Raw genomic sequence first — 24,559 nt, 5'->3', positions numbered from 1 at the left:
GTAAGTCATCTCTCACAGCCCGGGGGCAGGAAAATCGTTACGGCACTATGAGCGATTCGTCGTAGCAGAAGTTCCGGGGTGGGTTCGGCGCGGATGAAAGATTTCTAAATATTTTTTCAGTGGCAGACAATTTCAATCTGATAGCACACGGGTGTTTTGCCCCTATATATAAAGGGCGAAACTGTTGCGAGATATTTTTGTGCCAGCATCGAAAAATATTTTGAAAAATTCGTCAAAAAAGCTACGAACGGTCTTATGGCGTTTGGCTATAAGTTGCGATGTGTCGATTTTTTGGCGTCGGATTTGTGGCGTGATGGCGATATGAGGTGTGCCCTTTCTGGGGCCAACGCGACGACACATGCAGAAATATACCAAGACCACAAGAAAGCTAAGGCTTTGCCGTTGCCTGCCGTTACCCCATCTGGGCGCTCTATGGAGCTGTCCATGAACGAAGGAGCGTCTTGGGCAGCCTTGGGACCCTAGGTCACCAAGGGCGTCTCATCCATAAACCACATGGAAGAGATGAGAGATAGCTAAAAATGAAGAAGACATCGCAGGTCCTGATGGCCAGTGTTTCGTTGCTGATTGCTGGCATGGTCCAGGCAGGGCCGAAGGTTAACGTGACGTTCAAAAATCTTGGCGCGGAAGACGCCATACTAAAAATCGTCACTTCCAATGAGAGCAGCACCTACCAGATAGCGAGCCCGAAACCTGACAACACGGTGCCATCGACAAAGACAATAAATTTCGATGTGCAACGCATTGTGAGTCCCGATGTGAATGCGGCAATGGTGCGTTATACCCAAGGACGTAAGACTTGCGCATTCGGCACAACTTTTCAGATGAGGTTGATGCCGGGTGGGATCAAAGTGCCTGAGTGGACTAAAACTGCAACACCCAGTGGCGGTGCTACGTGCACGGCCAACATCACCCGTATGAATGCAGATAATTCATGGGCTGTTGAATTTACCATGAAGTAATGATGACGCTTTGAGGTGGGCAACAGCACGATGCCTTTGTTGCGTGCTGTTGTCGGGTCGGTTGTATCGGACGCCGAGGTGAACAGTGCACTTTCCAAAAAGTATGGGCTTCGCAAAAACGGATATCACCGGAACAACACCGGTCAGGCATGTACCAGATGTTGAAGTGAATACGCAGGGCCTCAAGGTTGAAGGCGATCAGAAGCATGAAAATTCGGAGCTTTCCAGCCTATCTCGCCAGCTCAGCGCGGCGGCTCAACGCGCGGCTTTGCGGGATAGCCAACTTTCGCGAAGCGAGTTATCAGCCCTGGCTGCGCGAATCCTGGACCGGCTTTCAGGGGCAAGCTACTCATTTAGCAAATCATCGCATGATGCTTTCTTACCGAATACAGATGATGCTGAATTGCTTGATCGAGCTCGGCGAGCCACGGACTTTACCAATGGTCGAGGCCCAAACCCATTTGCGGGTTTGTCCGCGGATCAATTGAGTTTGATTACCTATGATGAAGGGGGAGATTTTACAGTTAATGAGCGACGGGCGGCGAGGTTTGAATTGGCAGATCGACGCTCGGAGTGGCAGTTCTACATCACCCATAAAATGGATGGCGAGCGTCAGCAAACGGGGCGGGCAGAGCATGGTATTTACGAAATCATGGACTATTACAGGGCGCTCCCACCTATAGAAGAGGCGCAGATTAAAAGTAACTGGGAAATTGACTACATGATGCTGCTTTCCCAGTCCGAAGTTGAATGGCCAGAATTCAATACGTCATTGATCGACATGGTCGCAAAAGAATGGAGGGCGGAGGAAACGTCGTCGGTGCCGTTCGAGCGCAGGGAGGGGGTAGCTATTATGGAGGGCGGAAAAGAGTGAATCCGATTATCGCCATGCAAGGCATTACACGTCTGCTGGGCAACGAAGCAATCTTGTGTGATGTATCGTTTTCGCTCCCCGCAGGCCAGTCATGCGCCATCGTCGGCGCCTCTGGTTCAGGTAAAAGCACGCTACTCAACCTGATCGGCCTGCTCGACCAGCCGTGTCGGGGACGTCTGATACTGGACGGTTGTGACATGACGCAGGCAAATGCTGACCAACGCGCCATCGCCCGCAATTGCTCGCTGGGCTTCGTGTTCCAGAGCTTCAACCTGCTGCCACGCCTGTCCGTTCTGGACAATGTCGCGCTGCCGCTGACTTACCGGGGTATCCGCCTGGCCTCGGCACGGCAGGCCGCGAAGGCTCAACTGGAAAAAGTCCGCCTGGCCCATCGTGCCTTGAGCCGGCCCGCTGATCTGTCCGGCGGCCAGCGCCAGCGTGTGGCGATCGCTCGGGCGCTGGTTACCGGGCCGCGAATACTGCTTGCCGATGAGCCAACGGGAAACCTGGATGGCGATACGGCGCAAGACATCATGGGGCTGCTATCGAGCCTGAACCGCGAGCAAGCAATGACCTTGCTCATGGTCACCCATGACCCGGGCATGGCGCAGTGCCTTGACCGGCGCCTGCGGGTGCGTGACGGTGCCGTGTTCGATGTCTGAAGCCTATGGACCAAGCTGGCCACAACGCATCGGCGAGGCGCTGGGCAGCGTGAGGCAATCAGGCGCTCGGGCCGTGCTGGCGCTGCTTGGCATCGCTGTCGGTTGTGCCGCATTGGTGGCCTTGATGAACATCGGCCACAGTGCGGCGCAGCATACCCGGCAGTTGTTCCAGGGCTTGGGTAGCGAGTTGTTGATTGCCAACCTTGAGGCGACGGTCGAACGGGGCGAGCCGATGGCGCTGGAGCCTGTCGATCTGCCGCCGGGCATACGTGCCGCAGCGCCGTTGGCGGTCAGCGTGGCCACCGTGCGATTCAACGGGGAGAGCATCGAGACGATGGTCGTCGGCAGCACCACGTACCTGAACGAAGTGCTGCGGTTGCAGGTAGATCAGGGCCGATTGCTGTCCGGTTACGATGAACTGGCCACGCATGTTCTGCTGGGGGCTTCTCTGGCGCGCCAGCTGCGTGTGAGCAGCGGCGATCGCTTGCAGCTGGGCGCCTATGGGTTCGATGTAGTGGGTGTGCTTGCGCCGCAGGGGTACAACCCGATGTTGCCGGTCAATTTCGACGACGCCGTGCTGATGCCACTGCCCGGCGTTCGTCGTCTGAACCCTCCGCCGGATGTCGGGACGCTGGTCGCGCTGGGTGTGGATGCGATGAGCCTGCCCCAGGCCGCTCGTTCGCTGTATCAGTACCTGCAATCACGGTTGCCGAGGCATGAAGTGAATGTTCAACTGCCGCGGCAAATGCTGGAGAGCCTGGCCGGGCAGTCACGGATGATGACCTGGATGTTGGCGAGCACAGCTGTCATCGCGCTGCTGCTTGGTGGTGTCGGCGTGATGAATGTCATGGTGATGAACGTGGTGCAGCGCCGCCGTGAGATCGGCGTACGCATGGCCCTTGGGGCGCGTGGTTGCGATATCGCCTGGCTGTTCGTGCTTGAAGCGCTGTTGCTCTCGGTAGCCGGGGCGCTGCTGGGTGTGCTGCTCGGGTTGGCCGGTGCCTGGCTGTTCACCCTGGCTTCCGGCTGGAGTTTCGCACTCGATGCAGGGTCGCTGCCTGTGAGCATGGGCATTTCATTGGTGCTGGGACTTTTCTTCGGCCTGCAGCCTGCGCTGGCCGCCGCGCGGCTACAGCCGGTAGTGGCATTGCGTGATGACTAGGTGGCTGGCGATGACCTGCGCATTATCGCTACCGTGGGTGGCCATGGCCGAAAACGGCCTGCGGCCGTCCCGTCCGGCTGTGCAGAACCGTTTACCAGTGAGTGCCCTGTCAGCCATGCACGGCGAGCCCATGGATATCGAGCTGGCCGATGCCATTGCCTTGGCTTTGCGCGACAACCGGGCAATTCGCAGTGCCTACCTTGAGCGTATCGCGCAGAAATTCGACCTGCGCGTAGCCCGTGACCAGTTCGCCCCGCAGCTGTCGTTGAAGGCGCGTTACCTGGGCAACCGCAATCACGCGGACCGCTATCGGGAGGCGCAGCTGACGCCCGCAGCCAGCTTGCTCACACCCTACGGTACACGCTTGAGCCTTGACTGGGCTTACGGCAATACCCGCGCCGATAGCGCGGGCCGGCGCTACCGGGATGGCGCCAACCTGATGGTTATCCAGCCCTTGTTACGTGGCGCCGGGCGCGAGATCGCCGGCGCGCCGCTGCGCCAGGCGCAGCTGGCCGAACAGTTGCACCGCCTGGCGCTCAAGGACAACGTGGCCCACGTCATCACCCGCACCATCCTGCTGTATCGCGGTCTGTTACGTGCTCAGGAGCAGTTGCGCATCGCTGACGATGGCCTGGCTCGTTCACGCAAGCTGGTCGAGGTGAACAGGGCGCTGATTGCTGCCGGGCGTATGGCCGCGTTTGAAATCGTCCAGGCAGAGGCCGAAGTCGCAAGCCAGGAACTGGCCCGCGAAGGCAGCCGCAACCAGTTGCAGCAAAGCCGTCTGGCGCTGGCACAGCTATTGGGGATAGACCTTTCGACGCAACTCAGAGCAGCGGAGTCTTTACGCATCGAGCATGTACAGGTGGACACCGAACAGGCACTGGCTCGGGCGCAGGCGCTTCAACCGGCCTATCTGATGCAGTTGCTGGCTGGTGAACAGGCAGCAATCGACTTGCGGGTGGCGCGCAATGCGCAGTGGTGGGATCTGTCGCTGGTCGGCGGTGCCAGCCAGTTGCGCGAACGACCAGGCGACCAGGCCTCCTGGGAGCATTATCTGGGTCTTGAACTGGATGTGCCGATTGGCGACCTCAGCCGGCGTCAGGCCAAGGTACGTGCGCAGGTGGCGGTGGATAGCCAGGCATTGAGCCTGGCCGAATCCCGTCAGCAACTGCAACGCGAGGTGATCAGCACCGTGCGCGATATCCAGGTGCGCTGGCGGCAACTGGAAATTGCCGAGCGTGCCCTGGCCTTGTCGCAGCGCAAGCTGGATATCGAGCAGGAGAAACTTGCTGCGGGACGCTCCAGCAACTTTCAAGTGTTGAGTTTCGAGGGCGACCTGCGGCATGCGCAAAGTACCCATCTCGATGCCACCCTCGATTACCTCGATGCCCAGGTGGTTCTGGATCAGGTACTGGGGACCACGCTGGAACGCTGGGATGTGGCACTCAATGACTAGGAGAGGCTGGTTGGCGCTGGGTGGGCTCTTGAGCCTGCTGGGTGTGTCGCTCTGGCAGGTATGGCCCGATGCTGCCGGGCAGGGTACGCAACACTGGGTGCAGGTCCAGCCGCAGCGGCTGGAAAGTCGCCTGGGCTTGGTCGGCAAGGTGCAGTCGGGCCGTCAGGTGATCCTAAGCGCGCCGTTCGATGGCGCGTTGGCGTCGGTTCTGGTGCAGGAGGGGCAGCGGGTTGTTGCGGGCCAGCCCCTGATGCGGCTCGATACCAGGCAAATCCACATCCAGTTGCGCCAGGCCGAGGCTGAGCGCCTGAGGACCAGAGCCCTGGTTACTCAGTTGCGAACATGGCCTGCCAGCCCCGAAGTCGCTCGCAGTCTGCGTGTGCTAGGCGCGGCGCGCGCCGCGCTTGCTGCTGGCCAGGCGGCGCTGGATGAAACCCGACGGCTGTTCGAGCGCGGGATCGTTGCGCGCATGGAAGTCGATAGCCTTGAGCAGTTGCAGCAAGCGCAACGTGAAGCGGTGCTGGATGCGCAGCAGGAGCTGCAACTGACCCGGGCACGGGGGCAGGGCGATGTACTGGCTATTGCCGAAATGGAGCTGGAGAACGCCGAAGCGCGGTGGCAGGCATTGGCGGCAATGCGCGAACAGAGAGTGCTCAGGGCGCCGTTCGATGGCCTGCTGGCACGTGTAGGCAATGGTGGTGCGAGCACGGCGCTGCCACTGCAGGAGGGGCAGGCACTGACGCAAGGCATGCCACTGCTGGTCTTGAGCGACCTTGAGCGGTTGCAGGTGAATGCCGGCGTGGAGGAGCGCGATGTGGGAAGCTTGCGTGAAGGCATGGAAGTCGGGGCCATCATCGCTGGTCATCTGCTTGTCGGTCGGCTGAGTCAGATTGGGCAGCAGCCGCGAAACGATACAGGGCAGGGGGCATGGTATGACGTCGTGGTGGACCTGAATTTGCCTGTAGTGTCCTCGGAACTAGGTTTACGGCTGGGCATGGGCGCGCAGCTGGCGCTGTTATTGCAGCGCCGAGAGCAGGCGATAGTGCTTCCACCCGAGGCGCTGCGGCGGGATGAGGCAGGCAGGACTTATGTGGTGTTTCGCGAGGGAGATGAGCAGGCGCCGCGCAAGGTTCCGGTCACTGTTGGTATTACCGTTGCGCAAGGTGTCGAGGTGAACGGGCTGCAGTCGGGGTTCGTGCAATTACCCTGAAGGCCCGCGGGGCAGCCTGTGGGAGCGGGCACGCCGCTCCACAGGTATTGCACTGGCCTCGAGTGCAATGGGGAACTTGCGGGTTTACCCGCGAAGAGGGCGTGCCAGGCTCACTCGGCAGGATGATCGCGCAGGAACACCAGGTGGTCCGGCTTCGACTGCTCGGCACTGTAGTAGTACCCCTGCACATCGAACTGCTTGAGTTGTTCCGGTTCGCTGATGCGCTGCTGGATCACGAAGCGGCTCATCATCCCCCGTGCCTTCTTTGCATAGAAGCTGATGATCTTGTACTGGCCGTTCTTCAAGTCTTTGAAATCGACGTTGATCACCCGAGCCTTCAATGCGCTGCGTTTTACCGCGCTGAAATACTCGTTGCTGGCCAGGTTCAGCAGGACGTCATCGCCCTGCTCGGCCAAGGCCTGGTTCAGCCATTCGCTGATGCGCGTGCCCCAGAAGGCGTACAGGTCCTTGCCGCGGGCGTTGGCCAGCTTGGTGCCCATTTCCAGGCGGTAGGGTTGCATCAGGTCGAGTGGGCGCAGCAGGCCGTACAGGCCCGAAAGCATGCGCAAGTGCTGCTGGGCGTAGCTGAAGTCATCCTCGCTCAAGCTCTCGGCGTCGAGGCCGGTGTACACGTCACCCTTGAACGCCAGCAGCGCCTGCTTGGCATTGGCCGGGGTGAAGTCCGGGGTCCAGCTGCCGAAGCGCGCGGCATTCAGGCCGGCGAGCTTGTCGGATAGATGCATCAGTTCGCTGATCTGCGCCGGCGACAGGTCGCGCAGCTGCTGAATCAGCTCCTGGGAGTCGTCCAGGTACTGGGGCAGGGTGAAACGCTCGGTCACAGGCTTGGTGTCGTAGTCGAGGGTCTTGGCGGGTGAAATCACCGTCAGCATCGGGTCGGCTCCTGGCATCGTTGGCCGGGAATTCTACGGGCTGGACAGTGCAACTCCAAACTATGGCGACGATAGTCACAGACCATGGCCGATGCAGAGGCTATAGTGCGCGTTTCGCCGTTGCGGAGCCTTCAACCGTGCGTATTGCCTCTGCCTTGCTGGCCGCTCTGCTGAGCCTGGCCGCGCAAGCCGCCCCTTCACCCCAGCTGAGCCTGGACCGCAGCCTGTGGCCTGAACAGCTGGACAGCCCGGCGTTGTTCGATGTGGCCTCGCGGGCCGAGATCCTCTCGTTCGCCCAGGTACTGCACGAAAGCGAACTGCTTGACGACGCGACGCTGGCGGCACGCTTGGGGCTACGGCAGGTCAATCTGCAGAAGGTGCGCCAGGTGCGGGCGCGCATGTGGCAGCGTTTGTGGGAAGGGTATCAACAGGCGCAGCGCAGTTGCGAACAGGATGCGTCGTTCTGCTATCCGGTTACGTCGATGGCGGAATTGCGCACACAGGCAGCGACGTTCGCCGCTGATGTCGGCACGTTCTATACGGGCTGGATCGAGCCTAGCCATCAGTTCCATGTCCGTTATCTGGACGACCAACTGCGCAAGGCTGCGTTGCTGCCACAGACCAGCAGCGAGGTGGAGCGGTTGTCCCCGGGCGAGCGCAATGGGGATGAACTGAACGACCGCATGTTCCTGCTGACCTTCGTCGGCGGCCCCGGGCCGGATGGCGGCAGTACCGACCTGCTGGCTGATTACCTGCGCCGGCAAAAGCTTGAAGGTACGTTCTTCGTGCTCGGCAACCGCCTGCAGCAACGCCGCGATGCCGGCTCGGCAGATGCCTTGCATCAGCTCTATGGCGGGCAGTGCGTGGGGATCCAGGGTTGGGAGTACCGCTCCCATGCGCAATGGACCGGCTGGCAGGACTCGTTGCGGCGCAGCCAGGCGCGGGTGCAGGCCGACCTGCCGCAGCAATATGTGCCGTTGTTCCGCCCGCCTTACGGGCAGCGCCGGGCCGATGGCGAGGCGTTCATGGCCAGCCAGCAGTTGCAGGTGTCGTTGTGGGATATCGATGCCCAGGACGATGGCGCACTGAGCGCCGAAGCCTCTGCGCAGAGGGTGCTGACCTTGATGCTGCTGTGGCGCAAGGGGGTGATCCAGTTCCATGACAGCCTGCCCAAGGCGCAGCCAGCGGTGGAGTGGTTGTTGCGCAATACGGCGCAGAGCGGGATTGGTTGGGAAGATTGCCAAGCTTATGGCTTGAGGGGGTAGGGGCCGCTTTGCGGCCCATCGCGACACAAGGCCGCTCTACAAGGTTACGCGATGCCTGTAGGAGCGGCCTTGTGTCGCGATCGGGGTGCGAAGCGCCCCCCCGCCAATGCCAGCCTGAATTTTTACTGTAGCCCCCACGCGCCCCCTCGCCAACCCCTGTTCGTCATTTGGAAAAATAAACTTCACCTGCACGTAAAAAGACTTTTTTTAGTCATCATTTTTGCTGTATGAAGAAACCAGACAGCCGATTCCTGCAGCACAGGTGGCGTCATCCAGGCCCACCTAGCCAGGTTCGCTTCCCGCCCGTAACAACGCGGATACGGGGACAGCGGCAGTCACTCTGCGGCGTAACAGACCACGCCGTGTGGCTTCGACATAAGGTGACCGAGTATGGATGACCAAGGACGCAACCCTTCCTCCAGCAAGCCTATCCTGTATGTGCTCGATACCAACGTCCTGATTCACGACCCCAACGCGTTACTGAACTTCGAGGAGCACCATGTCGCCATCCCGATGACGGTGCTGGAGGAACTCGACAAGCTCAAGACCGGCAAACAGACCATCGCCGCCGAATGCCGCCAGGCCATTCGCCTGATTGATCAGACCCTTGGTGACGCCTCTCCCAGTGATGTCGAGCAGGGCGTGCCGATCCAGCGTGGCAAGAGCGGGCCCAAGGGCTTCCTGTCAATCCTGATGACTCCGCGCAACGAGCCGAACAAGCTGCTGCCGGAAAACCTCAACGACAACATCATCATCAACCAGTTGCTCGAAGTACGGGCCCGGCGCACCGACCTGGACGTTGTGCTGGTCACCAAAGACATCAACATGCGCCTGAAGGCGCGTGCCTGTGGCATCGCGGCCGAGGACTACAGCACCGACCAACTGGTCGATGACGTGTCCTTGCTGTCCAAGGGCTACCATTCGGTCACCGGCTCGTTCTGGGACCGGGTGAGCAAGGTCGATACCCGCCAGGAGCGCGGCCGCACCTGGCATCGCGTGCAATTGATCGACAACCTGCCGGCGGTTCATGTCAACGAGTTCATCATCGATGAACAGGGCTTCGTCGGCTGGATCAAGGGTATCCGCAACGATGAGCTGCTGTTGCTCGACCTGCACCAGGAACCGCTGCTGCACCAGGAAGCCTGGGGCCTGAAACCGCGGGACATCCACCAGAGCCTGGCGCTGTTCGCCCTGCTCGACCCGGATATCCACCTGGTCAACCTGACCGGCGCCGCCGGTTCCGGCAAAACCATCCTGGCACTGGCCGCAGCCATCGAACAGACCATGGTCAGCAAGCGCTACCGGCGCATCATCGCCACCCGCAGCGTGCAGGGGCTGGACCAGGAGATCGGCTTCCTGCCGGGCACCGAGGCCGAGAAGATGGAGCCCTGGCTGGGCGCCATCACCGACAACCTCGAAGCCTTGCACATGGATGACGAAAGCACCCATGGCAGCGTGGAATACATCCTCGAACGCGTGCCGTTGCAGTTCAAGTCGCTGAACTACATCCGAGGTCGTAGCTTCCAGCAGAGCCTGATCCTGATCGACGAGTGCCAGAACCTGACGCCGCACCAGATGAAAACCATCATCACCCGTGCCGGCTCCGGGTCCAAGGTGGTCTGCCTGGGCAACCTGGCGCAGATCGACACCCCTTACCTGTCCGCGACCAGCTCGGGCCTGACCTACCTGACCGAGCGCTTCAAGGACTTCCCCCATGGCGTGCACATCACCCTGCAGGGCGTGCCACGCTCGGTGCTGGCCGAGTACGCCGAGTCGCATCTGTAACCCTCACCGCCGGGCGGTTCGCCGCCCGGCCTCTTCGCGGGCACGCCCGCTCCCACAGGTAATGCGCTGTCCTCGAGTCCCGTGTTGTACCTGTGGGAGCGGGCGTGCCCGCGAAGTGGCCGAACCTGCCGAAACATACTTCTGCTCAAACCTGACTCACAGGTTTACACTGCGAGTTCCCTTCACAGGAGCAGAGCAGTGCTGACACATCTTGATTCCCAGGGGCGGGCCAACATGGTCGACGTCACTGAAAAGGCCGTGACCGAGCGTGAGGCCACCGCCGAGGCGCGGGTGCGCATGTTGCCGCAGACCTTGCAGATGATCGTCGACGGTGAACACCCCAAGGGCGACGTGTTCGCCGTGGCGCGCATTGCCGGGATCCAGGCGGCAAAGAAGACCAGCGATCTGATCCCGCTGTGCCACCCGTTGATGCTGACCAGCGTCAAGGTCGAGCTCAGCGCCGAGGGGCAGGACGCCGTGCGTATCGTCGCCCGCTGCAAGCTGGCCGGGCAGACCGGCGTGGAGATGGAGGCGCTGACCGCCGCCAGCGTGGCCGCACTGACGATCTATGACATGTGCAAGGCTGTGGATAAGGGCATGGTCATCGAGCAGGTGCGCCTGCTGGAAAAACTCGGCGGCAAGAGCGGCCACTACAAGGTGGAGGCGTGATGAAGGTCAAGGTGATGTACTTCGCCCGTTACCGCGAACTGCTGGGCGTGGATGCCGAGCGGGTGGAGGGCGCGTTCAAGGTGCTCGATGATGTACGCCAGGCCTTGGTGGGCAAAGGCGGGCATTACGAAGTGCTGGCCGAGCAGAACCTGATGTGTGCGCGCAACGAAGAGCTGTGCAAGCTCGATGAGCCTCTGGAAGAAGGCGATGAAGTGGCGTTCTTCCCACCGGTGACCGGAGGCTGAACATGGCTGTGCGAGTACAGGAGGGCGCGTTCGACCCGGGGGCCGAGACCAATGCCATGCACGCGGCGAATGTCGGCGTGGGTGCGGTGGTCGGTTTTGTCGGCTACGTGCGGGATTTCAATGATGGCCGCGAAGTGGCGGGGATGTTCCTCGAGCACTATCCGGGCATGACCGAAAAGGCCCTGGCCAAGATCGTGGTCGAGGCCGAGCAGCGCTGGCCGCTGCTCAAGGTGGAGGTGCTGCACCGCATCGGTGCGCTGGAACCGGGCGAGCCAATCGTGTTCGTCGGCGTGGCCAGTGCTCATCGGCAGGCGGCGTTCGATGCCTGCAACTTCATCATGGATTACCTGAAGACCCGGGCGCCGTTCTGGAAGAAGGAAAATACCCAGGAAGGGGCGCGGTGGGTAGAAGGGAAGCAGAGTGACCAGGATGCCGCTGGGCGCTGGTGAGTTCTTCGTTTGATGGCCGGGGCTTTGCCCCGGTTCGCGGGTAAACCCGCTCCCACAGGTACTGCACAGGTTTCGAAAGCTGTGGAGTACTTTGTGGGAGCGGGTTTACCCGCGAAGAGGCCGGCACAAGTTAATGGTGCTTGCGCGGCACCGGCTTGAGCAGCTCATCCGGCGGCATTTCACACTTGATCTTGCGCCCCAGCAGCTCTTCGATCGCCGGCAGCTGGTACGAGTCGTCTTCACCGGCAAAGCTGATCGAAACACCACTGGTGCCTGCACGGCCGGTCCGGCCAATGCGGTGCACGTAGTCGTCCGGGTCTTCCGGCAGGGTGAAGTTGATCACGTGGCTGATGCCATCGATGTGAATGCCACGCCCCGCCACGTCGGTGGCCACCAGCACGGTGATGCGCCCTTCGCGGAAGCTCTCCAGGGTACGGATACGCTTGTGCTGCGGCACATCGCCCGACAACTGCGCGGCGTTGATGCCATCGCGCACGAGTTTTTCCTCGATACGCCGCACTTCGTCCTTGCGGTTGGCGAACACCATTACCCGTTCCCACTTGTTCTGGGTCACCAGGTTGTACAGCAGCTTGTACTTGTCGCTGCCGGCCACCGCATAGACGTGCTGTTCCACCGTTTCGCTGGCAACGTTCTCCGGCTCGATTTCGACGATGGCCGGGTTGGTGGTCCACTGCTTGGCCAGGTTCATCACGTCGTCGGTGAAGGTGGCGGAGAACAGCAGGGTCTGGCGCTCGCTTTTCGGCGGCGTCTGGCGAATGATCTGGCGCACCTGGGGGATGAACCCCATGTCGAGCATGCGGTCGGCTTCGTCCAGCACCATCACCTCGACCATGTCCAGGTGCACCTCACCGCGCTGGTTGAAGTCCAGCAGGCGGCCCGGAGTGGCCACCAGGATGTCGCAATGGCGCGATTCCAGGGCCTTGAGCTGCTTGTCGAAGTCCATGCCGCCGACGAAGCTCATCACGTTCAGGCCGGTGTACTTGGTCAGGGCGACGGCATCCTTGGCGATCTGCACTACAAGCTCGCGGGTGGGCGCGATGATCAGCGCGCGTGGCTCGCCCATGTAGCGTTCCTTCGGCGGCGGCGTCTGCTGCAGCTGGGAAATGATCGAGATCAGGAACGCCGCAGTCTTGCCGGTACCGGTCTGGGCCCGGCCGATGGCGTCCTGGCCACGCAGGGTGTAACCCAGCACCTGTGCCTGGATCGGCGTGCAGTACGGGAAGCCCAGGTCGTGGATGGCGTGCATCAGTTCGTTGGACAGCTTGAAGTCGTGGAAGCGGGTCTTGCCTTCCTGCGGCTCGACCACGAAGTCTTCCGGTTTCCACAGGCTGGCCTGTGGTTTGGGTTTGCGCTCGCGACGCGGTTTGTCCTTGGCCGGCTTGTCGGCGGCTGGCGTAACGGCGGCAGGCTGTTCGGCCAGGGGAGCGGGGTTGGCGCGTGGCGCGGCCGGTTTTGCCGCAGGCCTGGCATCGCTGGCGGGCGCAGGCGGCGACACGCTGGCAGCAGGAGCGACGGCCTGTGGCGCGGCGTCTCCCTTGCCGAAAATTTTCTTGAGTGCCTTGAGCACGATCGTCTCGTCAACTGGTTAAGGAATGTACGCCGGGCAGTGTAATGCAAGTTTCGGGCGCGGCGTAGTGGAATAGCCTTACAACTACAGGCGGCTGCGGCTTATTGCAGTTGTTCGGCCAGCCAGTGGTGGATGTCGTTCAGCTCTTCCACCACCACTTCATGTTCCATCGGGTATTCATGCCAGCGGGCGGCGACGCCCCAGGTGTTCAGGTACTCGAAGGCGGTGCGGCCCATGGAAGGGATGACCACCGGGTCGTGCACGCCGTGCAGGCACAGGGCCGGGGTGCGTTGCTGGCAGGCGCTCAACTGATGCTGGTCGTTGAAAGTGGGGGCGTAGGTGGACAGGGCGATCACGCCACCCAGCGCTTCTTGCCACTTTATATACGCAGTGTGCAGTACCACCGCGCCACCTTGGGAGAAGCCGGCCAGGAAGATCCGCGACAAGCTGATGCCTTTGGCCTGCTCGGCCTTGATCAGGGCAATGAGCTGCTCGGCCGATTCTTCCAGCTGCGCTTCGTCGATGGCGCGGGCCGGGGTCATGGCCTTGATGTCGTACCAGCTAGGCATGGCGTAGCCGCCGTTGATGGTTACCGGGCGGGTGGGAGCCTGGGGCATGACGAAACGGGTACCCAGCAGGCGCTCCTGCATGAATTCGGCGACTGGTAGGAAGTCGTAACGGTCGGCACCCAGGCCGTGCAACCAGATCACACAGGCATCTGCGGTTTTCTGCGGTTCGAGAATCAGCGGGTTGGTCATGACTGCTCCGAAAGTGTGCGGGTCTTGTTATGGCGTGCGTAAAAAGAAGGCGCTGCAAATGATTGTCGGAAAAAGAATGTCGCAACGATACAACTTTCCCTACTTGACGAGCGCTTAAACGCTACAGCCAGCGAAGCTGGTACGCGCTTTGCAATCCAACCTGTGATGCAAAGGGCAGGCCGCGACGGTAACACCCTTTGCACGCGAAGGCTGTCACAGAACAGTCCATTGCGCCAATTGACCCAATAACAAGCCAATACGGGTCGGATACGCCTCAAAAGGGTGCGGTGCAATTCCGGCTCGATACAACAAGAGCGATTTGGAGGTTGTGAATGAAGATGTTGAAAACCACCCTGGCAGTCCTGACCGCTGCCGCCGCGCTGGGCGCCGTGAGCAACGCCCAGGCCGGCGCCACCCTCGACGCGGTAAAGAAGAAGGGCTTCGTCCAGTGTGGCGTGAGCGATGGTCTTCCAGGCTTCTCGGTACCTGATGCGCAGGGCAAGATCGTGGGTATCGATGCCGACGTGTGCCGCGCCGTGGCAGCCGCCGTGTTCGGCGACGCCAGCAAGGTCAAGTTCAGCCAGCTCAACGCCAAGGAACGCTTCACCGCGCTGCAGTCGGGCGAAGTCGACGTGCTGTCGCGCAACACCACCTGGACCAGCTCGCGTGATGCCGGCATGGGCCTGGTATTCGCCGGTGTTACCTACTATGACGGCGTCGGCTTCCTGGTCAACAAAAAACTGGGTGTCTCCAGCGCCAAGGAGCTCGATGGCGCAACCATCTGCATCCAGGCCGGTACCACCACCGAGCTGAACGTGTCGGACTTCTTCCGCGCCAATGGCCTGAAGTACACCCCGATCACCTTCGATACCTCTGACGAAAGCGCCAAGTCGCTGGAGTCCGGCCGTTGCGACGTGCTGACCTCGGACAAGTCGCAGCTGTTCGCCCAGCGCTCCAAGCTGGCCGCGCCGACCGACTACGTGGTACTGCCGGAAACCATCTCCAAGGAACCGCTGGGCCCGGTAGTACGCAAGGGCGACGAGGAGTGGTTCAGCATCGTCAAGTGGACCCTGTTCGCCATGCTCAACGCCGAAGAGGCAGGCATCACCTCGAAGAACGTCGAGGCCGAGGCCAAAGGCACCAAGAACCCGGACGTCGCCCGCCTGCTGGGTGCGGACGGCGAGTACGGCAAGGACCTCAAGCTGCCCAAGGACTGGGTAGTGCAGATCGTCAAGCAAGTCGGCAACTACGGCGAAGTGTTCGAGAAGAACCTGGGCCAGGGCACCGACCTGAAGATCGACCGTGGCATGAACGCCCTGTGGAACAACGGCGGCATCCAGTACGCGCCACCAGTGCGCTGATGGTTGCACCCTGCGGCGGCATCCCGCCGCCGCAGGCTGTTCGGAACCCTACTTTCCGGGGCACTTCATGCAAAATCGAATCGGCGCACAAAAGGGTTTATCCCTGAGCGATCCACGTGTGCGCGCGTGGCTGTTCCAGATTCTCACGATAGTCTTCGTGGTGGGTCTGGGCTGGTATCTGTTCCACAACACGCAAACCAACCTGCAACACCGGGGCATCACCTCGGGCTTCGACTTCCTCGACCGCAGTGCCGGCTTCGGCATCGCCCAGCATCTGATCCCCTACGTGGAATCCGACAGTTATGCGCGGGTTTTCGTCATCGGCCTGCTCAACACCCTGCTGGTGACCTTCATCGGCGTGGTGCTGGCGACAATCCTCGGCTTCATCATCGGTGTGGCGCGGTTGTCGCCGAACTGGATGATCAACAAGCTGGCGACCGTGTATGTGGAAACCTTCCGCAACATCCCGCCGTTGTTGCAGATCCTGTTCTGGTACTTCGCCGTGTTCCTGACCCTGCCGGGACCGCGGGGCAGCATCAATATCGACGACACCTTCTTCATCAGCAACCGTGGCCTGAACATGCCCGGCGCGTCCATGGCCGAAGGCTTCTGGCCGTTCGTCGTGGCCCTGGCCCTGGCGCTGCTGGCCATCGTGGCGATGGTGCGCTTTGCCAACAAGCGCTTCGACGAGACCGGCGTGCCATTTCACAAGTTCTGGGTGGGGCTGGCGCTGTTCATCGCCATTCCGGGCGTTTGCGCACTGCTGTTCGGCAGCCCGGTGCACTGGGAAGTGCCGCAATTGAAAGGATTCAACTTCGTCGGTGGCTGGGTACTGATCCCCGAGCTGCTGGCGCTGACCCTGGCGTTGACCATCTACACCGCTGCATTCATCGCCGAGATCGTGCGCTCCGGTATCCGTTCGGTCAGCCATGGCCAGACCGAGGCCGCGCGCTCGCTGGGCCTGCGCGAGGGCCCGACCCTGCGCAAGGTGATCATTCCCCAGGCACTGCGGGTGATCATTCCGCCGCTGACCAGCCAGTACCTGAACCTGGCGAAGAACTCGTCGCTGGCAGCCGGTATCGGCTACCCGGAGATGGTCTCGCTGTTCGCCGGTACCGTGCTCAACCAGACCGGTCAGGCCATCGAGGTGATCGCCATCACCATGAGTGTCTATCTCGCCATCAGCATCAGCATTTCGCTGCTGATGAACTGGTACAACAAGCGCATTGCGCTGATCGAGCGGTGAGGATACGCCTGTGAATGCCCATGTTTTCAAACCCGACATGCCGCCACCGGTGAAAACCGTCGGCGTGCTCGCATGGATGCGTGCCAATCTGTTCTCCAGCTGGCTCAATACCCTGCTGACCCTGTTCGCCATCTACCTGGTGTGGCTGATCGTGCCACCGTTGCTGCAGTGGGCGTTGCTTGACGCCAACTGGGTCGGCACCACCCGCGCCGACTGCACAAAGGAAGGCGCCTGCTGGGTGTTCGTGCAGCAGCGCTTCGGCCAGTTCATGTACGGCTACTACCCGGCCGAGTTGCGCTGGCGCGTGGACCTGACCGTGTGGCTTGCCGTGCTTGGCGCCGCGCCGCTGTTCATCAAGCGTTTCCCGCGCAAGGCCTTCTACGGCCTGGGCTTCCTGGTGCTGTACCCGCTGCTGGCCTACACCCTGCTGCACGGGGGCGTACTGGGCCTGGAAAACGTACCGACCAGCCAGTGGGGCGGGCTGATGCTGACCCTGGTGATCGCCACCGTGGGCATTGTCGGCGCGTTGCCGCTGGGCATCCTGCTGGCCCTGGGCCGGCGCTCGAAGATGCCGGCGGTGAAGGTGGTGTGCGTGACCTTCATCGAGTTCTGGCGCGGCGTACCGCTGATCACCGTGCTGTTCATGTCGTCGGTGATGCTGCCGTTGTTCCTGCCTGAGGGCATGAGCTTCGACAAGCTGCTGCGGGCCATGATCGGTGTGATCCTGTTCCAGTCGGCATACATCGCCGAGGTGGTGCGCGGCGGCCTGCAGGCCATCCCCAAGGGCCAGTACGAAGCCGCCGCGGCCATGGGCCTGGGCTACTGGCGTGCGATGGGCCTGGTGATTCTGCCGCAGGCGCTGAAGCTGGTGATCCCCGGCATCGTCAACACCTTCATTGCCCTGTTCAAGGACACCAGCCTGGTGATCATCATCGGCCTGTTCGACCTGCTGAACAGCGTCAAGCAAGCCGCCGCCGACCCGGCCTGGCTGGGCATGGCTACCGAGGGCTACGTGTTCGCCGCCCTGGTGTTCTGGATTTTCTGTTTCGGTATGTCCCGCTACTCCATGCACCTGGAGCGCAAGCTGGACACTGGCCACAAGCGTTAGGAGTTTCGAAATGAGTGAAGCGATCAAGCAGCCTGCCGGCCCCGAAGGCATCATCCAGATGCAGGGCGTGAACAAGTGGTATGGCCAGTTCCATGTGCTCAAGGATATCAACCTGAATGTGCGCCAGGGCGAGCGCATCGTGCTGTGTGGGCCATCCGGCTCGGGCAAGTCCACCACCATCCGTTGCCTCAACCGCCTGGAAGAGCACCAGCAGGGGCGCATAGTGGTCGATGGCGTGGAGCTTACCAACGACCTCAAGCAGATCGAGGCCATTCGCCGCGAAGTGGGCATGGTGTTCCAGCACTTCAACCTGTTCCCGCACCTGAGCATTCTGGAGAACTGCACCTTGGCGCCGATGTGGGTGCGCAAGATGCCACGGCGCAAAGCCGAGGAAATTGCCATGCACTACCTGGAGCGGGTGCGTATCCCTGAGCAGGCGCACAAGTACCCGGGGCAGTTGTCCGGTGGCCAGCAGCAGCGTGTGGCGATTGCCCGCGCGTTGTGCATGAAGCCGAAGATCATGCTGTTCGACGAACCGACCTCGGCGCTGGACCCGGAAATGGTCAAGGAAGTGCTCGATACCATGGTGGGCCTGGCCGAGGATGGCATGACCATGCTCTGCGTGACCCACGAGATGGGCTTTGCCCGGACCGTGGCGAACCGGGTGATCTTCATGGACAAGGGCGAGATCGTCGAGCAGGCGGCGCCGGATGACTTCTTCGACCGGCCACGCAGTGACCGGACCAAGTTGTTCCTGAGTCAGATCCTGCATTGATGCTGTAGGGGCCCCTTCGCGGGCACGCCCGCTCCCACAGGTACTGCACAGGGCTTGAGGCCGGTGTTATCACTGTGGGAGCGGGCGTGCCCGCGAAGGGCCGCAAAGCGGCCCCGTTTTTTACTTCTCTTCCTTGGCGACTGCCGGCGCCGGTGGCGGCCGCAGCCCCACTTCGGCGATCAGCTTCAACTGCTGCCCATTGCGCATCACCTCGATGGTGATCTTCTCGTTGGGCTTGATCCGCGCCACCTGGTTCATCGACTTGCGCCCGTCACCGGCCGGCTCGCCGTTGATGCTCAGGATCACGTCACCCAGCTGCAACCCGGCCTTTGCCGCCGGCCCTTCGCGGAAGATACCCGCCACCACGATGCCCGGGCGGTCCTTCATGCCGAACGATTCGGCCAGTTCCTGGCTCAGCGGCTGTACTTCGATGCCCAGCCAGCCACGGATCACCTGGCCGTGCTCGATGATCGACTTCATCACCTCCAGTGCCAGTTTCACCGGGATGGCGAAACCGATGCCCTGCGAACCGCCGGACTTGGAGAAGATCGCCGTGTTGATGCCGATCAGGTTGCCGTTGGCATCCACCAGCGCACCGCCGGAGTTACCCGGGTTGATCGCCGCATCGGTCTGGATGAAATCCTCGTAGTTGTTCAGGCCCAGCTGGTTGCGGCCAGTGGCGCTGATGATGCCCATGGTCACGGTCTGGCCGACCCCGAACGGGTTGCCGATGGCCAGCGACACGTCGCCGATGTGAATGGTGTCGGAGCGGCCGATGGTGATCGCCGGCAGGCTCTTCAGGTCGATCTTCAGCACCGCCAGGTCGGTTTCCGGGTCGCTGCCGATGACCCGGGCCAAGGTCTCGCGGCCATCCTTCAGAGCCACGACGATCTGGTCGGCGCCGCTGGTGACGTGGTTGTTGGTCAGCAGGTAGCCCTCGGGGCTCATGATCACCGCCGAGCCCAGGCTCGACTCCCAGCGGCGCTGCTTGGGCAGGTTGTCACCGAAAAAGCGGCGGAACTGCGGGTCTTCGAACAGCGGGTGGGCGCTCTTGTTCACCACCTTGGTGGTGTACAGGTTGACCACCGCCGGGGCGGCCAGGGTCACGGCGTCGGCGTAGGATACCGGGCCCTGCATGATCCGCGAGGTCTGCGGCGCCTGCTGCAGGTTGACGTCCTGGCTGGGCAGGCCGACCCATTCCGGGAAGCGCTGGATGATCAGCATGGCGATCAGTACGCCGGTAAGCAGGGGCCAGCCAAAATAACGCAAAGCCTTGAACATGAATGAATCCTGGAAAGAGCCGGGGACGGTGACCGTGCGGTGGGGCATGAGCGCGCGCGATCATACACCGGTTCCCCCAGTGCCGGCGACGGCCCATAATGGCCGGCATTATACGGGCGTTGCATGGGCGTTGTGCCCGAGAAGAACGCAGATTTCGAGGAGATTTTCATGGCTGTCGCTCTGAACACCCTGGTCGAGGAAGCCGAGCGTTACCTGGGCAGCGCGAAGATCCAGGATTATTGCCCCAATGGCTTGCAGGTCGAAGGCCGGCCGCAGGTCAGCCGCATCGTCAGCGGCGTTACCGCCAGCCAGGCGTTGCTGGATGCGGCAGTCGAGGCCGAGGCCGACCTGGTGCTGGTGCACCATGGCTACTTCTGGAAGGGTGAGAACCCGTGCGTCACCGGCATCCGGCAGCGCCGGCTGAAGACCCTGTTGAACAACGACATCAGCCTGCTGGCGTTCCACCTGCCGCTGGATGTGCACCCGGATGTGGGCAACAACGTGCAACTGGCGCGGCAGCTGGACATCACCGTCGAAGGTCCGCTGGATCCGGAGAACCCCAAGGTGGTCGGGCTGGTCGGCTCGCTGGCCGAGCCGATGACCGCCCGCGACTTCGCCCGGCGGGTGCGTGAGGTGCTGGGGCGTGAGCCCCTGTTGGTCGAGGGTGAGCAGATGATCCGTCGGGTCGGCTGGTGCACTGGGGGCGGGCAAGGCTACATCGACACGGCGATCGCGGCCGGAGTGGACCTGTACCTGACGGGCGAGGCATCGGAGCAGACCTACCACAGCGCCCGCGAGAATGGCGTCAGCTTCATTGCCGCCGGGCACCATGCCACCGAGCGCTATGGGGTGCAGGCGCTGGGTGATTACCTTGCACGGCGGTTTGCCGTGGAGCACCTGTTCATCGATTGCCCGAACCCGATCTGACATCGGCGTCGCCTTCTTCGCGGGTAAACCCGCTCCCACAGGGACAGTGTTGATCCCAGGCCTGCGGGATCCCTGTGGGAGCGGGTTTACCCGCGAAGAGGCCAGGCCTGCTGGCCCAAACCCACAGTCATATCGTTAGACTTTTTCGATCTAGCCAGCCTCCTAAATAGAAGAAGCCGCTGTGATAAAGTGGCTCGCTCGAACACGGCCCGCAGGCCGTCCATAAGATCGTTTTTCGTGAGTAGCCATGGTCGACAAACTGACGCACTTGAAACAGCTGGAGGCGGAGAGCATCCACATCATCCGCGAGGTGGCCGCCGAGTTCGACAACCCGGTGATGCTGTACTCGATCGGCAAGGATTCCGCCGTGATGCTGCACCTGGCGCGCAAGGCCTTCTTCCCGGGCAAGCTGCCGTTCCCGGTGATGCATGTCGACACCCAGTGGAAATTCCAGGAGATGTACAGCTTCCGCGACAAGATGGTCGAGGAAATGGGCCTGGAACTGATCACCCACGTCAACCCCGAGGGTGTGGCGCAGGGCATCAACCCGTTCACCCATGGCAGCTCCAAGCACACCGACATCATGAAGACCCAGGGCCTGAAGCAGGCGCTGGACAAGCACGGTTTCGATGCTGCCTTCGGTGGTGCGCGCCGCGACGAAGAGAAGTCGCGGGCCAAGGAGCGCGTGTATTCGTTCCGTGACAGCAAGCACCGCTGGGACCCGAAGAACCAGCGCCCCGAGCTGTGGAACGTGTACAACGGCAAGGTCAACAAAGGCGAGTCGATCCGCGTCTTCCCGCTGTCGAACTGGACCGAGCTGGACATCTGGCAGTACATCTACCTCGAAGGCATCCCGATCGTGCCGCTGTACTTCGCCGCCGAGCGTGAAGTGATCGAGAAGAATGGCACCCTGATCATGATCGACGACGAGCGTATTCTCGAGCACCTCTCCGAGGAAGAGAAAGCGCGCATCGTCAAGAAGAAGGTGCGTTTCCGTACCCTCGGCTGCTACCCGTTGACGGGTGCTGTCGAGTCGGAAGCCGAAACGCTCACCGACATCATTCAGGAAATGCTCCTGACGCGCACTTCCGAGCGCCAGGGCCGGGTCATCGACCACGATGGCGCCGGTTCCATGGAAGACAAGAAACGTCAGGGCTACTTCTAATTTTCAGGGCTACTCCATGTCGCACCAATCCGATTTGATCAGCGAAGACATCCTCGCTTATCTGGCTCAGCACGAGCGTAAAGAACTGCTGCGTTTCCTCACCTGCGGTAACGTGGATGACGGCAAGAGCACCCTGATCGGGCGCCTGCTGCATGACTCGAAGATGATCTACGAGGACCACCTCGAGGCCATCACCCGTGATTCGAAGAAAGTCGGCACCACCGGCGAGGAAGTCGACCTGGCGCTGCTGGTCGACGGCCTGCAGGCCGAGCGCGAGCAGGGCATCACCATCGATGTCGCCTACCGCTATTTCTCCACCGCCAAGCGCAAGTTCATCATTGCCGACACCCCGGGCCACGAGCAGTACACCCGCAACATGGCCACTGGCGCGTCCACCTGCGACCTGGCGATCATCCTGGTCGACGCCCGCTACGGCGTGCAGACCCAGACCCGCCGCCACAGCTACATTGCCTCGTTGCTGGGCATCAAGCACATCGTGGTCGCGGTCAACAAGATGGACCTCAAGGGCTTCGATCAGGACGTCTTCGAGTCGATCAAGGCCGACTACCTGAAGTTCGCCGAAGCCATCAACCTGACCCCGAGCAGCCTGCACTTCGTGCCGATGTCGGCGCTCAAGGGTGACAACGTGGTCAACCACAGCGAGCGTTCGCCGTGGTACGCCGGCCCGACGCTGATGGAAATCCTCGAAACCGTCGAAGTGTCGGCCGACCGCAACTTCACCGACCTGCGCTTCCCGGTGCAGTACGTCAACCGTCCGAACCTGAACTTCCGTGGCTTCGCCGGCACCATCGCCAGCGGCGTGGTGCACAAGGGAGACGAAATCGTCGTGCTGCCGTCGGGCAAGAGCAGCCGCGTCAAGTCCATCGTCACCTACGAAGGCGAGCTGGAAAACGCAGGCCCTGGCCAGGCCGTGACCCTGACCATGGAAGACGAGATCGACATCTCCCGTGGCGACCTGCTGGTGCATGCCGACAACGTCCCGCCTGTCACCGACCAGTTCGACGCCATGCTGGTGTGGATGGCCGAAGAGCCGATGCTCCCGGGCAAGAAATACGACATCAAGCGCGCCACCAGCTACGTGCCGGGCTCGATTGCCAGCATCACCCACAAGGTCGATGTGAACACCTTGGAGCAGGGCGCTGCCAGCGCGCTGCAACTGAACGAGATCGGCCGCGTGAAGGTGTCCCTGGACACCTCGATCGCCCTGGACGGTTACGACAGCAACCGCACCACCGGTGCGTTCATCGTCATCGACCGCCTGACCAACGGCACCGTCGGCGCCGGCATGATCATCGCCCCGCCAGTGTTGCCGCACGGCAGTACCGGTCATCATGGCAAGCTGTGCCATGTGGCCACCGAAGAGCGCGCCCTGCGCTTCGGCCAGCAGCCTGCCACCGTGCTGTTCAGCGGCCTGTCCGGCGCTGGCAAGAGCACCCTGGCCTATGCCGTGGAGCGCAAGCTGTTCGACATGGGCCGTGCGGTGTACGTGCTCGACGGCCAGAACCTGCGCCACGACCTGAACAAGGGCCTGCCACAGGACCGCGCCGGCCGCACCGAAAACTGGCGCCGCGCCGCCCATGTGGCGCGCCAGTTCAACGAAGCCGGCCTGCTGACCCTGGCCGCGTTCGTGGCCCCGGATGCCGAAGGCCGCGAACAGGCCAAGGCGTTGATCGGCAAGGAGCGCCTGGTGACCGTTTACGTCCAGGCCTCGCCGCTGGCCTGCCGTGAACGCGACCCGCAAGGCCTGTACGCTGCCGGTGGCGACAACATCCCGGGCGAAAGCTTCCCGTACGATGTGCCGCTGGACGCCGACCTTGTGATCGACACTCAGGCCACCAGCGTGGAAGAAGGCGTGAAACAGGTGCTGGATGTGCTGCGTCAGCGTGGCGCGATCTAAGCGCTAGCCTGTAAGGAAAACCCCGCTTCGGCGGGGTTTTTTGTTTCTCGTTCCCGCAGATAGAGCGCATGCTTCGGGCTCACACTGTACCTGTGGGAGCGGGTTCACCCGCGAAGCAGGCGGCGCGATGGATGGCACCGGCTGTGCCGGTGTTCGCGGCTAAAGCCGCTCCCACAGGGACTGCGCAAACTTGTGGATTTTTTAGCAAGACAGTTGCTCCCAAACGGAGCGCGCAAGTTGTTCAAATGTGTTTTTCTGACACCGGTATCACCCGCCGTTCCTTCACCGCCTTGTAGGAAAAACTCGAATAGATCTCCTTCACTCCTGGCAATCGCTGCAGCACCTCCCGGGTGAACTCGCCGAACGACTCCAGGTCCCGCGCCAGGATCTCCAGCAGGAAGTCATAGCGCCCGGAAATATTGTGGCAGGCAACAATCTCGGGAATCTCCATCAGCCGCTGCTCGAATGCCAGCGCCATGTCCTTGGTGTGCGAGTCCATCATGATGCTGACGAACGCGGTCACGCCAAACCCCAGCGACTTGGGCGAGAGGATGGCCTGGTAGCCGGTGATGTAGCCGTTGTCCTCCAGCAACTTGACCCGCCGCCAGCACGGCGAGGTGGTCAGTGCCACCTGGTCGGCGAGTTCGGCAACGGTAAGGCGGGCGTTGTCCTGCAGGGCAGCGAGCAGGGCGCGGTCGGTGCGGTCGAGGCTCGAAGGCATGTTTTGCCCTCCTGATCCGGTAATTATTGTTTTTGTTCCAACAAGCACGCGGATGCGTGGGCCA

At 61.8% G+C, this 24,559-nt stretch carries 23 protein-coding genes; 18 read left to right on the top strand and 5 right to left on the bottom strand.

The genetic code is table 11. The annotated features are described in order from the left end of the window. Positions 1-539: 539 nt before the first annotated feature. The 6 genes from RIN61_RS07115 (at position 540) to RIN61_RS07090 (ending at position 6,344) form a co-directional block, all read left to right on the top strand. Positions 540-980, top strand: a complete 441-nt coding sequence (locus RIN61_RS07115) for a hypothetical protein (protein WP_112250247.1) — start codon at positions 540-542, stop codon at positions 978-980. Positions 981-1,065: 85 nt separating this feature from the next. Then, complete coding sequence (locus tag RIN61_RS07110; protein WP_146742821.1) at positions 1,066-1,854, top strand: hypothetical protein; 789 nt, start codon at positions 1,066-1,068, stop codon at positions 1,852-1,854. 14 nt (positions 1,855-1,868) lie between these two features. Next, the gene (locus RIN61_RS07105; protein ID WP_313857582.1) at positions 1,869-2,516 is read left to right on the top strand and encodes an ABC transporter ATP-binding protein; all 648 of its coding nucleotides are present in this window, start codon (positions 1,869-1,871) and stop codon (positions 2,514-2,516) included. After that, positions 2,509-3,678, top strand: a complete 1,170-nt coding sequence (locus tag RIN61_RS07100) for an ABC transporter permease (RefSeq protein ID WP_313856437.1) — start codon at positions 2,509-2,511, stop codon at positions 3,676-3,678. Before RIN61_RS07105 ends, RIN61_RS07100 begins: the two co-directional genes overlap by 8 nt. Further along, on the top strand, positions 3,671-5,134 hold the full coding sequence (locus tag RIN61_RS07095) for a TolC family protein (protein ID WP_390899124.1): 1,464 nt from the start codon (positions 3,671-3,673) through the stop codon (positions 5,132-5,134). The genes RIN61_RS07100 and RIN61_RS07095 overlap by 8 nt, the downstream gene beginning before the upstream one ends. 28 nt (positions 5,135-5,162) lie before the next feature. Beyond that, positions 5,163-6,344, top strand: coding sequence for an efflux RND transporter periplasmic adaptor subunit (locus RIN61_RS07090; RefSeq protein ID WP_313856433.1), 1,182 nt, complete (start codon positions 5,163-5,165; stop codon positions 6,342-6,344). Positions 6,345-6,454: 110 nt separating this feature from the next. Here RIN61_RS07090 and yaaA read toward each other — a convergent pair whose 3' ends face one another. After that, positions 6,455-7,234 (bottom strand): peroxide stress protein YaaA, encoded by a 780-nt coding sequence (gene yaaA / locus RIN61_RS07085; protein ID WP_112250259.1) that lies wholly within the window; start codon positions 7,232-7,234, stop codon positions 6,455-6,457. A 137-nt stretch (positions 7,235-7,371) separates the two neighbouring features. On the opposite strand from yaaA, the gene RIN61_RS07080 reads away from it, so the two are divergent. The 5 genes from RIN61_RS07080 to moaE all read left to right on the top strand — a co-directional run bounded on the left by RIN61_RS07080 (position 7,372) and on the right by moaE (position 11,647). Continuing rightward, positions 7,372-8,499 carry a polysaccharide deacetylase family protein gene (locus tag RIN61_RS07080; protein ID WP_112250261.1) on the top strand — a complete coding sequence of 376 codons (1,128 nt, stop codon included), beginning with the start codon at positions 7,372-7,374 and terminating at the stop codon, positions 8,497-8,499. Between the two features lie 390 nt (positions 8,500-8,889). Continuing rightward, positions 8,890-10,284, top strand: a complete 1,395-nt coding sequence (locus RIN61_RS07075; protein WP_013974146.1) for a PhoH family protein — start codon at positions 8,890-8,892, stop codon at positions 10,282-10,284. Positions 10,285-10,482: 198 nt separating this feature from the next. Continuing rightward, complete coding sequence (gene moaC / locus RIN61_RS07070; protein WP_003251775.1) at positions 10,483-10,953, top strand: cyclic pyranopterin monophosphate synthase MoaC; 471 nt, start codon at positions 10,483-10,485, stop codon at positions 10,951-10,953. After that, positions 10,953-11,198 carry a molybdopterin converting factor subunit 1 gene (gene moaD, locus RIN61_RS07065; RefSeq protein WP_313857580.1) on the top strand — a complete coding sequence of 82 codons (246 nt, stop codon included), beginning with the start codon at positions 10,953-10,955 and terminating at the stop codon, positions 11,196-11,198. Before moaC ends, moaD begins: the two co-directional genes overlap by 1 nt. A 2-nt stretch (positions 11,199-11,200) precedes the next feature. Then, entirely contained in the window at positions 11,201-11,647 is a 447-nt protein-coding gene (gene moaE, locus RIN61_RS07060; protein WP_025340575.1) for a molybdopterin synthase catalytic subunit MoaE, read from the top strand. Between the two features lie 130 nt (positions 11,648-11,777). On the opposite strand, the gene rhlB is transcribed toward moaE, so the two are convergent. Further along, complete coding sequence (gene rhlB, locus RIN61_RS07055; RefSeq protein WP_215520821.1) at positions 11,778-13,235, bottom strand: ATP-dependent RNA helicase RhlB; 1,458 nt, start codon at positions 13,233-13,235, stop codon at positions 11,778-11,780. 101 nt (positions 13,236-13,336) lie between these two features. Further along, complete coding sequence (locus RIN61_RS07050) at positions 13,337-13,993, bottom strand: alpha/beta hydrolase (RefSeq protein ID WP_112250269.1); 657 nt, start codon at positions 13,991-13,993, stop codon at positions 13,337-13,339. 332 nt (positions 13,994-14,325) lie between these two features. Between RIN61_RS07050 and RIN61_RS07045 the strand changes: the two genes are divergently transcribed. The 4 genes from RIN61_RS07045 to RIN61_RS07030 all read left to right on the top strand — a co-directional run bounded on the left by RIN61_RS07045 (position 14,326) and on the right by RIN61_RS07030 (position 18,483). After that, entirely contained in the window at positions 14,326-15,354 is a 1,029-nt protein-coding gene (locus RIN61_RS07045) for an amino acid ABC transporter substrate-binding protein (RefSeq protein ID WP_085614304.1), read from the top strand. Between the two features lie 67 nt (positions 15,355-15,421). Beyond that, positions 15,422-16,600, top strand: a complete 1,179-nt coding sequence (locus tag RIN61_RS07040; RefSeq protein ID WP_112250271.1) for an amino acid ABC transporter permease — start codon at positions 15,422-15,424, stop codon at positions 16,598-16,600. A gap of 10 nt (positions 16,601-16,610) precedes the next feature. Beyond that, positions 16,611-17,708 (top strand): amino acid ABC transporter permease, encoded by a 1,098-nt coding sequence (locus RIN61_RS07035; protein WP_046616500.1) that lies wholly within the window; start codon positions 16,611-16,613, stop codon positions 17,706-17,708. 10 nt (positions 17,709-17,718) lie between these two features. Further along, positions 17,719-18,483, top strand: coding sequence for an amino acid ABC transporter ATP-binding protein (locus RIN61_RS07030; protein WP_003251792.1), 765 nt, complete (start codon positions 17,719-17,721; stop codon positions 18,481-18,483). Positions 18,484-18,603: 120 nt separating this feature from the next. Here the strand turns inward: RIN61_RS07030 and algW are convergent, their stop codons facing one another. Next, positions 18,604-19,764: a Do family serine endopeptidase AlgW gene (gene algW / locus RIN61_RS07025; RefSeq protein ID WP_112250273.1), complete on the bottom strand. Its 1,161-nt coding sequence runs from the start codon at positions 19,762-19,764 to the stop codon at positions 18,604-18,606. Between the two features lie 168 nt (positions 19,765-19,932). Between algW and RIN61_RS07020 the strand changes: the two genes are divergently transcribed. The 3 genes from RIN61_RS07020 to cysN all read left to right on the top strand — a co-directional run bounded on the left by RIN61_RS07020 (position 19,933) and on the right by cysN (position 23,774). Continuing rightward, positions 19,933-20,691 (top strand): Nif3-like dinuclear metal center hexameric protein, encoded by a 759-nt coding sequence (locus tag RIN61_RS07020; protein ID WP_112250275.1) that lies wholly within the window; start codon positions 19,933-19,935, stop codon positions 20,689-20,691. Between the two features lie 247 nt (positions 20,692-20,938). Beyond that, positions 20,939-21,856: a sulfate adenylyltransferase subunit CysD gene (gene cysD / locus RIN61_RS07015; protein ID WP_003251799.1), complete on the top strand. Its 918-nt coding sequence runs from the start codon at positions 20,939-20,941 to the stop codon at positions 21,854-21,856. A gap of 16 nt (positions 21,857-21,872) precedes the next feature. After that, positions 21,873-23,774 carry a sulfate adenylyltransferase subunit CysN gene (gene cysN / locus RIN61_RS07010; RefSeq protein WP_112250277.1) on the top strand — a complete coding sequence of 634 codons (1,902 nt, stop codon included), beginning with the start codon at positions 21,873-21,875 and terminating at the stop codon, positions 23,772-23,774. A gap of 241 nt (positions 23,775-24,015) precedes the next feature. Here the strand turns inward: cysN and RIN61_RS07005 are convergent, their stop codons facing one another. Next, the gene (locus RIN61_RS07005) at positions 24,016-24,495 is read right to left on the bottom strand and encodes an Lrp/AsnC family transcriptional regulator (protein WP_016498026.1); all 480 of its coding nucleotides are present in this window, start codon (positions 24,493-24,495) and stop codon (positions 24,016-24,018) included. Between the last annotated feature and the right edge of the window lie 64 nt (positions 24,496-24,559).

Source organism: Pseudomonas inefficax, from assembly GCF_032164165.1.
Taxonomy (GTDB): Bacteria; Pseudomonadota; Gammaproteobacteria; order Pseudomonadales; family Pseudomonadaceae; genus Aquipseudomonas; species Aquipseudomonas inefficax.
The sequence above is the reverse complement of the archived record's forward strand: the minus strand, read 5'-3'. Positions and strand labels throughout refer to the sequence as shown.

What these genes read in the sequence shown, in the direction of transcription:
- RIN61_RS07095 (WP_390899124.1), top strand. Translation starts at nt 3,671, where the DNA reads ATGACTAGGTGGCTGGCGATGACCTGCGCATTATCGCTACCGTGGGTG.
- RIN61_RS07050 (WP_112250269.1), bottom strand. Translation starts at nt 13,993, where the DNA reads ATGACCAACCCGCTGATTCTCGAACCGCAGAAAACCGCAGATGCCTGT.
- moaD (WP_313857580.1), top strand. Translation starts at nt 10,953, where the DNA reads ATGAAGGTCAAGGTGATGTACTTCGCCCGTTACCGCGAACTGCTGGGC.
- RIN61_RS07040 (WP_112250271.1), top strand. Translation starts at nt 15,422, where the DNA reads ATGCAAAATCGAATCGGCGCACAAAAGGGTTTATCCCTGAGCGATCCA.
- RIN61_RS07020 (WP_112250275.1), top strand. Translation starts at nt 19,933, where the DNA reads ATGGCTGTCGCTCTGAACACCCTGGTCGAGGAAGCCGAGCGTTACCTG.
- RIN61_RS07100 (WP_313856437.1), top strand. Translation starts at nt 2,509, where the DNA reads ATGTCTGAAGCCTATGGACCAAGCTGGCCACAACGCATCGGCGAGGCG.
- RIN61_RS07005 (WP_016498026.1), bottom strand. Translation starts at nt 24,495, where the DNA reads ATGCCTTCGAGCCTCGACCGCACCGACCGCGCCCTGCTCGCTGCCCTG.
- cysN (WP_112250277.1), top strand. Translation starts at nt 21,873, where the DNA reads ATGTCGCACCAATCCGATTTGATCAGCGAAGACATCCTCGCTTATCTG.
- cysD (WP_003251799.1), top strand. Translation starts at nt 20,939, where the DNA reads ATGGTCGACAAACTGACGCACTTGAAACAGCTGGAGGCGGAGAGCATC.
- moaE (WP_025340575.1), top strand. Translation starts at nt 11,201, where the DNA reads ATGGCTGTGCGAGTACAGGAGGGCGCGTTCGACCCGGGGGCCGAGACC.
- algW (WP_112250273.1), bottom strand. Translation starts at nt 19,764, where the DNA reads ATGTTCAAGGCTTTGCGTTATTTTGGCTGGCCCCTGCTTACCGGCGTA.
- RIN61_RS07105 (WP_313857582.1), top strand. Translation starts at nt 1,869, where the DNA reads ATGCAAGGCATTACACGTCTGCTGGGCAACGAAGCAATCTTGTGTGAT.
- RIN61_RS07030 (WP_003251792.1), top strand. Translation starts at nt 17,719, where the DNA reads ATGAGTGAAGCGATCAAGCAGCCTGCCGGCCCCGAAGGCATCATCCAG.
- RIN61_RS07045 (WP_085614304.1), top strand. Translation starts at nt 14,326, where the DNA reads ATGAAGATGTTGAAAACCACCCTGGCAGTCCTGACCGCTGCCGCCGCG.
- RIN61_RS07075 (WP_013974146.1), top strand. Translation starts at nt 8,890, where the DNA reads ATGGATGACCAAGGACGCAACCCTTCCTCCAGCAAGCCTATCCTGTAT.
- RIN61_RS07115 (WP_112250247.1), top strand. Translation starts at nt 540, where the DNA reads ATGAAGAAGACATCGCAGGTCCTGATGGCCAGTGTTTCGTTGCTGATT.
- yaaA (WP_112250259.1), bottom strand. Translation starts at nt 7,234, where the DNA reads ATGCTGACGGTGATTTCACCCGCCAAGACCCTCGACTACGACACCAAG.